The sequence below is a fragment of the Natrinema soli genome, assembly GCF_028618695.1.
In genome coordinates this window covers 1-7,783 of the sequence record NZ_JAQIVI010000344.1, presented here as the reverse complement: position 1 = coordinate 7,783, position 7,783 = coordinate 1, and the positions used below count along the sequence as shown (strand labels likewise).

Below are 7,783 nucleotides of genomic sequence, written 5' to 3'. Positions count from 1 at the left end.
CGAGACCGACGCCGGCCGCGGGCGGATGGGCGTCGGGACGGTCCACCACGTCGCGTTCGCGGCCGAGAGCGTCGACGAACAGGAGGAGTGGCGTGAGGCCTTCGCCGAGCAGGGGCTGGCCCCCTCGGCGGTCATCGACCGGAAGTACTTTCAGTCGATCTACGTCCGCGAGCCGGGCGGCGTCCTCTTCGAGATGGCGACGACCGGTCCCGGTTTCACGGACGACGAGACGCTCGACGAGTTAGGAGGGCGGCTGACGCTCCCGGAGTGGCTCGAGGACGAACGCGAGGAGGTCGAGGCGCGGTTACCGGCGTTCGATGGGCCGAACGTCGGGTCGGACGCGGACTGACTCGAAGAGCGCGGCTGGTCGCGGGGGAGTGCGGAGTCGCGTTCGGCTGCCCCGTTCAGCGTGGGGGTTTCCGGATATGGTAGCCGCTGAACGTCATTGCACACCTGATCGTACGACGGAAGCGCGGTTCGGAGCGACGCGCGGTTCGGAGCGAACAGAGTGAGCGAGAACCGCGGGGACGCGAACGGTGAGTGGAACGAGCCGTGAGCGAACAGAGTGAGCGAGAACCGCGGGAACGCGAACGGTGAGTGGAACGAGCCGTGAGCGACCGTCAGAAGCGAGAACCGCAAGGTGAACGGGGAACGAAGTGACCCGTGAACAGGTGCCATCGCACCCGTGAGGAGAAATCGGCTCGGGAGGGCGTGGGGATTCCTTGGTGCCGCGAGAGCAGGACACTTCTTCCATCGAACTCACTTCCAAATGCCTTGCTCGGTAAATATGTCTTGATTATCGATCTTCGTCCTTGCCGCGGTCTTTCGTGACGGTCCGGTCTCCCTCCGGCGGGGCCTCCTCGGTATTCGGATGCCGCTCGTCGCCCGCCTCCGTCATTCCCTCGGTCGACGGCTCGAGGCCCTGCCCGGTCCGCCCCTCCTCGCTTTCGGCCGGCTCGTCGGGCGATCCTGGTTGTGGACCCAGCGTCCGCTGCTCGTCGCTATCGTCGCGCGCGTCGGTACTCTCGTCGCGTTCGATGACGGGATCGCTGCCGCCGTCGTCCGATGCCTCGGGCGACGAGCGCTCGTCCTCGAGCCGGATCGCGGTCTCGGTGATCTCGGCAACAGCGGTTTCGTCCATCGGGATGATCTCCTCGTCGGTTTCCCACTCGAGAATCGCCCTGATCGTCCCCGTCGCCCCCTCGGTCGCGTCGACGTAGGCCGTTTCGGCCTCGGTCATCCGAACGGTTCCCAGCAGGTCGCCGCCGGCGGTTTCGACCCGCTTGCCGACGTCGTCGTCGGAGAACGTCGCGCACATGCGTCGGCGTAGCGCCACATCGCGCAAACTCGTCGTGCCTGCACTGGCCGGTCCGTCTGCTGGGATTCCAGTCCTCGGCGATCGGAGTCCGGCCGTCGTCGATCCAGGTACGGTCGTCGTCGATCGCCGACGGTCTCGAAACGGACTCGAACGCGGGTCACTGCTCGCCGAGATCGGCCGCCTTCTCGAGTTCGCTGCGGAGCGTCGTCGAGTCGAACTCGTGGTCGGGGCGGAGGCGGACGAAATCGAGGAACTCCCGCGCCGAGAGCAGTTTCGTCGGGTCGTACACCGTCGCGGCCGCGTCGACGGCGTCTCGGGAACCGATTCGGGGCTCGAGGACGGCCAGCGCGCAGGCCAGATCGTACGCGGTCGTCTCGTCGGCGCGGTTCTCGTGGACGCTGGTCGCGTCGATGAAGTAGAACTCGCCGTCAGAAAGCAGGATGTTTTCGGCCCGCAGATCGCCGTGGGCGAGCCCGTGCTCGTGGAGGGTGGCGAGCATCGCGAACAGTTCCGGGGCTCGCTCGGCGACGGCGTCGTCCGGGACGTCGTCGAGCGACTCGAACTCGGGGAGATACTCGAGGACGAGCACCCCGAGCCCGTTGACCTCGAAGGCGTCGATCGGACAGGGCGCGTTGACGCCGATCTCCTGCATGCGCTCGGTCGCATCGTACTCGTGTTCGACCATTTCACGCGGGGTGTCGAACCGGTCGAAAAACCCCTCCGTCCCGGAGGAGAACGCGCCGACGTTCCGACCGGTCGTCAACACCGCGTGGACCAGGGCGTTCTGCCGGGAGACGATCTTGACGAACCACTCGTCGTCGATGACGCACGGGGTCGAGAGCCAGTTGTCGGCCTCGAGGAACTCCACGCGGACGCACTCGCGATCGTAGCGGTCCGCCAGCGTCCGGACGACGCGCTCGATGCGGCTCCACTCGACGGACCCTCGTGCGAGCCGGCGGATGTCCATACGTTTCAGTCAGGAGCGTCGGCGTTAAATGCGTCTCGAACTGTTACCGGTCGGACGTGTCTCGCGTTCGGCGGTCGGCGTCCTGCGCGCGGATTTCGGGCCCGTGCGGGAGTTCCGGGTCCGGAGCCCGGGTTCCGAACTCGGAGCGCGATTCGCCGCCGATTGCACGACTATTGACAGAACAACAAGATTATCACTCGAGACATCCTATTCGAAGGAAATGTTTGCGATCGACGATTTGAGTGACGCTATCGACGTGACTCGGGAGTTTCTGACGCCGGTCCGTCCCTGGACGTGGCTGAAACTGGCGCTCATCGTCTTCTTCGTCGGCGGTACCGGGTTCGGCGGGTCGTCGTTCCCCGGCGGTGGATTCGGCGGCGGAACGCCATCGGATGCGGGAACCGACCCGATGACGAGCGTCGATTTCGCCGAGTGGGTGCCGATACTCATCACGATCGGGGTGATCGTTCTCGTCATCGGACTCGGATTCCTCTTCCTGAGCTCGCTGTTCGAGTTTACGCTGCTCGAGTCGCTGCGTTCGGGCGAGGTTCACGTTCGTCGCTACACGTCGCGCAACGTCGGCCGCGGTGCCCGGCTCTTCGGATTCCGCGTCGCGCTCGGGCTGATCGCGTTGCTTCTCCTCGGCGTTCCCCTCGTCGCGATCGTGCTGTCGACTTCGGAGGGGATCGCGTGGGGGCTGATCGGCCTGCTAGCACTGTTCGCGATCCCGGTCGGACTCGGCTTCGCCGTCGTCGATCGGTTCACTACCGTCTTCGTCGCGCCGACGATGCTCGAGCGGGATCTCGGCGTCCTCGCCGCCTGGAAACGGTTCTGGCCGACGCTGACCGGTCACTGGACGGAGTACGTCGTCTACCTCTTGCTCGTCTGGGTGCTCCAGTTAGTCATCGGCTTCGCGACGATGCTACTCCTCTTCGTCCTGTTAATCCCGTTCCTGATTCTCTTCTTCATCCTGCTGTTAATTCCGTTCCTGAACCTGCTCATCCTGCTGTTCATCCCGCTGTTCATCCTGCTGTTCATCCTTCTCGGCGCACTGATTCAGGTGCCGGTCGTCACGTATCTGCGATACTACGCGCTGTTGGTCCTCGGAGACACGGACTCGGCGCTCGATCTGATCCCGGAGCAGCGAGCGGCGGTCCGCGGCGGCGGGTCGGACCGTACCGGCGGAGCGGGCGGTGGTTGGGACTCCGATGGCGACGGTCCCGACGGGGACGGTCGCGGTCGGGACGACGAGTCCGATTCGTGGGGACGTGACGGATCTCGAGACGACGGGTGGAACGACACGGACGAAACCGGTTCGCGAGACGATACCGGTTGGGGCGATACCGACTCGCGGGACGACACCGACTCGAGCGAGTCGGACGACGACCGCGGCTGGTAGCGGTCGGCCCGTCGTGGCCGGCGGTGCGTTTATTCCTCGCCCCGGCAAGTATCGCGTATGCCCGTCGAGCTACCCGACGAACACCGGATGATCCGGGAGACCGTCAGGGACTTCTGTGAGACCGAGATCGAACCGATCGCCCAGGAGATCGAGGACGAGCATCGGTTCCCCGCGGAGATCTTCGAGCAGCTCGCCGACCTCGATATGATGGGCGTCCCGATCGACGAATCGTACGGCGGTCTCGGCGGCGATACGCTCATGTACGCGCTGGTCGCGGAGGAGCTCGGTCGCGTCTCCGGTTCGATCGGGCTCTCCTACGTCGCCCACACGTCCCTCGCCTCGAAACCCATCGAACTGTTCGGCACGAGCGCACAGAAGGAGCGCTGGCTGCGCCCGCTCGCGGAGGGCGAGTACGTCGGCGGCTGGGCGCTGACGGAGCCCGACAGCGGCTCCGACGCGTCCGACATGGATACCCGGGCGAGGAAGGAGGGCGACGAGTGGGTGCTCGACGGTACCAAACAGTTCATCACGAACGCCTCCGAGGCCGGCTCGATCCTCGTCAAGGCGGTCACGGACCCCGATGCGGGCTACGACGGCATCTCGACGTTCATCGTCGATCCCCGCGAGGACGACGGCTTCGAGGTGACGACGACCTGGGAGAAGATGGGACTCAACGCCTCGCCGACCTGCGAGATCTCGCTCGAGGCCGTTCGGCTTTCCGACGACCGCCTGCTCGGCGCGGAAGGCGACGGCTGGGAACAGACCAAGAAGACCTTAGACGGCGGTCGCATCTCGATCGCCGCGCTCTCGACGGGGCTCGCACAGGGCGCCTACGAACACGCGAAGGCCTACAGCAAGGAGCGCGAGCAGTTCGGCCAGCCGATCTGCGAGTTCGACGCGATCCGAGACACGATCGTCGATATGTATCGCAAGACCGAACGGGCGCGGCTCCTCACCCGTCGAGCCGCCCGAAAATACGACCGGGGCGATCCGGTAACCAAGGAATCGGCCCTCGCGAAACTCGACGCCAGCGAGGCCGCCCGCGAGGTCGCCGAGGACGCCGTCCAGGTACTGGGCGGCTACGGCTACACCACCGATTTCGCCCCCCAGCGGTTCTACCGCGACGCGAAGCTCATGGAGATCGGCGAGGGAACCAGCGAAATTCAGCACCTGGTGATCGGTCGAGAACTCGGGCTCTGACGGGCACGCGGTCAGCTAGTCAAACGCGTCGCGGGTACCGGCTGATCGACCGTCTCGAGGCCGAACGAGAGATCCCCCTGGAGACGGCGTCACCCGAGGATGCCGTCGTCGCTTTCGTTGTCGCTGCTTCCGTCGTTACTTTCGTTGTCACCGCTGCTGTCGTCGCTTTCGTTCGAGTTGCTGTTCCCGCCGTCCCCGGAACCGCCGGTCGAGTCGTCCGGATCGGCGTCGGTGGTCACCGATTCGGTGAGCGTCGTGATGTTCGGCCGCTCCTGGCTCTGCAGGCGCTGGGGGTAGACGCCGATGGTCACGAGCAGGTCGTCGTCGGCCTCGACGGCCTCGGTGATGTGGATGTCGACCTCGAGTTCCTGCCCGTCGAACGTCGCGTCGGCGGTGAACACCGACTGGGTCGTGGACTGGTCGAGGATCGTGACGTCGCTGTCTTCCTCGTGGGAGATGTCGTTGATCCCGTCGTAGTTGCTCCTGACGAGGTCGATGAGTTCCTGCGTCGACATCTCCCCGACGGGGTTGAGTTCTCGCCCGAAGATGTTGACCTGCGGGGTCGTCAACACGTTGTAGATGGCAGCGCGCCGCTCGCCGAGTCCCAGGATCCCCACCTGTTTTTCGTGTTTGGTCATGTGGTTGCGGACCGTGACGGTCTCGTTCGTGGGACCGACGTCGCGCTCGATGGGGAGCTCCTCGATCTCTGTCTGTTCGTAGCCGGTCTCGTCGCGGGCGGCGGCCTCGACGCCCGCGGGCGAGGACTCGTGTTCGGCCATTCCGAGCAATCCCAGACAGCCCGACAGGCTCGCGAGGCCGGCGACCCCGAGACCCGCGATGACGCTCCGTCGATTCAGTTGTCGATCCATTTTCCACCATATGGCGTTTCAGGTGGTAAGTGTTTATTGGAACGACGACAGTCTGTCAATATGAAAGCGTTTTCCCAGTACCGTTCAGAACGAATACGGGTAGCTGGAAGTCACTGCATCGAATACGCCGGCCGATTTCGGCAGCGTCCCACGGGAAGAGACAGCCGACAGGACGTGCGGAAAACCACTCGCCGAAAACCCGCTCGAGCCAACAGGGACGGCCGTCGGCGCGCTATCAGGGCCAGCTACCGGCTTCTGCGAACGCGTCTGCGACCCGCTGGATCGCGACGACGTAGGCCGCGGTTCTGGGGTTCTCGAGGTCGTGTCGCTCGTAGGTGTCGACCAGCGCGTCGAAGGCGTCGACGATGACCGTCTCGAGTTCCTCGTTGACGCGCTCTTCCGACCAGTAGAAGCGCTGGCGGTTCTGGACCCACTCGAAGTAGGAGACGGTAACGCCGCCGGCGTTCGCGAGGATGTCGGGAATGACGAAGACGTCCTTCTCTTCGAGGACCTCGTCGGCCTTCGGGGTCAGCGGCCCGTTCGCGGCCTCCGAAATGACGTCTGCCTCGACGTCCTCGGCGAGGTCGGCATCGATGGCGTTCTCGAGCGCGGCCGGAATCAGCAGGTCGACGTCGAGCGTGAGCACGTCCTCGTTCGTCAGCTTCTGCTCGCTCTCCTCGTAACCGACGACGCTGCCGGTCTCGTTCTTGTAGTCTTTCGCCGCGACCGGGTCGAAGCCGTCGGGGTTGTAGATACCGCCCGACGAGTCGCTGGCGGCGACGACGGACGCACCCATCTCATCGATCAGTTTGGCGGCGATCCAGCCGGCGTTCCCGTAGCCCTGCACGGCGACGGTCGCGCCCTCGAGGTCTGTATCGAGGTAGTCGAACGCCTCGCGCGCGGCGATAACCGTCGAGCGGCCGGTCGCCTCGACGCGGCCCTCGCTGCCGCCGGAGTCGAGCGCTTTGCCCGTGATGACGCCGGGTTCGGTCGTGTTCTCGAGGCTCTCGTAGGTGTCTTTGATCCAGTTCATCTCCCGCTGGCCCGTGTTCACGTCGGGCGCGGGGACGTCGCGGTCCTCGCCGATCAGGGGTCGCAGTTCTTTCGCGAACGAGCGGGTGAGCCGCTCGAGTTCCGCTTCGGAGTAGTCGTCGGGATCGATCGCGATGCCGCCCTTGCCGCCACCGAGCGGAATGTCGACGATCGCGGTCTTGTAGGTCATCCAGCCCGACAGCGCCTTGACCTCGTCGCGGGAGACTCCCGGATGATAGCGGATACCGCCCTTGTAGGGGCCGCGGTCGCCGTTGAACTGCGAGCGGAAGGCCGTGAACCGCTCGAGCGTTCCGTCGTCGCGTTCGATCGTGAGGTTGGTCTCGAGGACCCGCTCGGGGTGCTTGAGCCGCTCGATCACGTCGTCGCCCACGTCGAGAAACGCCGCGGCATCGTCTATCTGCGATTGCAGACTCTCGAATGGGTTGACATCCTCGCTCATACACGGATGATTTTAGCGACCGGGGGATAAGCGTAGCGAATGTCTATCACGGAATACGTCGTTCATCCAACTCTCTCAGCGTAATTGCCTTTTATATTGGTCATTCGGTCACCGTTCCGTCGATCACCGTTCCTCGGCCGCCTCGGCCCGGTTTCGGATTCGCTCGGCGCGTGCGATCAGCGGCGCGTCGATCATTTCGCCGTCGACCGCGAAGACCCCCCGCCCCTCGGCGTCGGCCTCGCGTTTAGCTTCGAAAACGCGGTCGGCCCACTCTCGTTCCTCGGCCGACGGCGTGAACGCCTCGTTGATCGGCCCGATCTGTGCGGGGTGAATCGCCAGCTTGCCATCGTAGCCGAGTCGAACGGAGCGGTCGGCGTCTTCGCGGAGTTGCTCCTCGTTCTCGAAGTCGGTGACGAGGGTGTCGATCGCCGTGCAGTCGTTCGCGGCCGCGGCGAGGACGACCCGCTCGCGTGCGTAAAGCACCTCGAGACCCTCCGCGGACCGCGTCGCGCCGATATCCGCCGCGAGGTCCTCCGCG

Annotated in this window: 8 protein-coding genes; 3 read left to right on the top strand and 5 right to left on the bottom strand. The window is 65.2% G+C overall.

What is annotated here, in order from left to right; genetic code table 11:
* Positions 1 to 349 (top strand): VOC family protein (locus PGX04_RS19965; RefSeq protein ID WP_273740114.1); only part of this gene is annotated, 349 nt, incomplete at its 5' end.
* A gap of 447 nt (positions 350 to 796) precedes the next feature.
* Here PGX04_RS19965 and PGX04_RS19960 read toward each other — a convergent pair.
* Both PGX04_RS19960 and PGX04_RS19955 read right to left on the bottom strand, forming a co-directional pair.
* Complete coding sequence (locus tag PGX04_RS19960; protein ID WP_273740113.1) at positions 797 to 1,318, bottom strand: hypothetical protein; 522 nt, start codon at positions 1,316 to 1,318, stop codon at positions 797 to 799.
* Positions 1,319 to 1,475: 157 nt separating this feature from the next.
* Complete coding sequence (locus PGX04_RS19955) at positions 1,476 to 2,285, bottom strand: RIO1 family regulatory kinase/ATPase domain-containing protein (RefSeq protein ID WP_273740112.1); 810 nt, start codon at positions 2,283 to 2,285, stop codon at positions 1,476 to 1,478.
* A 220-nt stretch (positions 2,286 to 2,505) separates the two neighbouring features.
* Here PGX04_RS19955 and PGX04_RS19950 point away from each other — a divergent pair, with 220 nt between their 5' ends.
* Both PGX04_RS19950 and PGX04_RS19945 read left to right on the top strand, forming a co-directional pair.
* On the top strand, positions 2,506 to 3,684 hold the full coding sequence (locus tag PGX04_RS19950) for a DUF7544 domain-containing protein (RefSeq protein ID WP_425498454.1): 1,179 nt from the start codon (positions 2,506 to 2,508) through the stop codon (positions 3,682 to 3,684).
* Positions 3,685 to 3,741: 57 nt separating this feature from the next.
* On the top strand, positions 3,742 to 4,884 hold the full coding sequence (locus tag PGX04_RS19945) for an acyl-CoA dehydrogenase family protein (RefSeq protein WP_273740110.1): 1,143 nt from the start codon (positions 3,742 to 3,744) through the stop codon (positions 4,882 to 4,884).
* An 89-nt stretch (positions 4,885 to 4,973) separates the two neighbouring features.
* Here the strand turns inward: PGX04_RS19945 and PGX04_RS19940 are convergent, their stop codons facing one another.
* The 3 genes from PGX04_RS19940 to PGX04_RS19930 all read right to left on the bottom strand — a co-directional run.
* Positions 4,974 to 5,741, bottom strand: coding sequence for a DUF6517 family protein (locus PGX04_RS19940; protein ID WP_273740115.1), 768 nt, complete (start codon positions 5,739 to 5,741; stop codon positions 4,974 to 4,976).
* A gap of 247 nt (positions 5,742 to 5,988) precedes the next feature.
* Positions 5,989 to 7,245: a Glu/Leu/Phe/Val family dehydrogenase gene (locus PGX04_RS19935; protein ID WP_273740109.1), complete on the bottom strand. Its 1,257-nt coding sequence runs from the start codon at positions 7,243 to 7,245 to the stop codon at positions 5,989 to 5,991.
* Between the two features lie 123 nt (positions 7,246 to 7,368).
* Positions 7,369 to 7,783, bottom strand: a 415-nt coding sequence (locus PGX04_RS19930) for an HpcH/HpaI aldolase/citrate lyase family protein (RefSeq protein ID WP_273740108.1), incomplete at its 5' end; no start/stop codon positions are given.

Excerpts from the sequence above, each read along its gene's own strand:
- PGX04_RS19960 (WP_273740113.1), bottom strand. The coding sequence starts at position 1,318 with ATGTGCGCGACGTTCTCCGACGACGACGTCGGCAAGCGGGTCGAAACC.
- PGX04_RS19955 (WP_273740112.1), bottom strand. The coding sequence starts at position 2,285 with ATGGACATCCGCCGGCTCGCACGAGGGTCCGTCGAGTGGAGCCGCATC.
- PGX04_RS19950 (WP_425498454.1), top strand. The coding sequence starts at position 2,506 with ATGTTTGCGATCGACGATTTGAGTGACGCTATCGACGTGACTCGGGAG.
- PGX04_RS19945 (WP_273740110.1), top strand. The coding sequence starts at position 3,742 with ATGCCCGTCGAGCTACCCGACGAACACCGGATGATCCGGGAGACCGTC.
- PGX04_RS19935 (WP_273740109.1), bottom strand. The coding sequence starts at position 7,245 with ATGAGCGAGGATGTCAACCCATTCGAGAGTCTGCAATCGCAGATAGAC.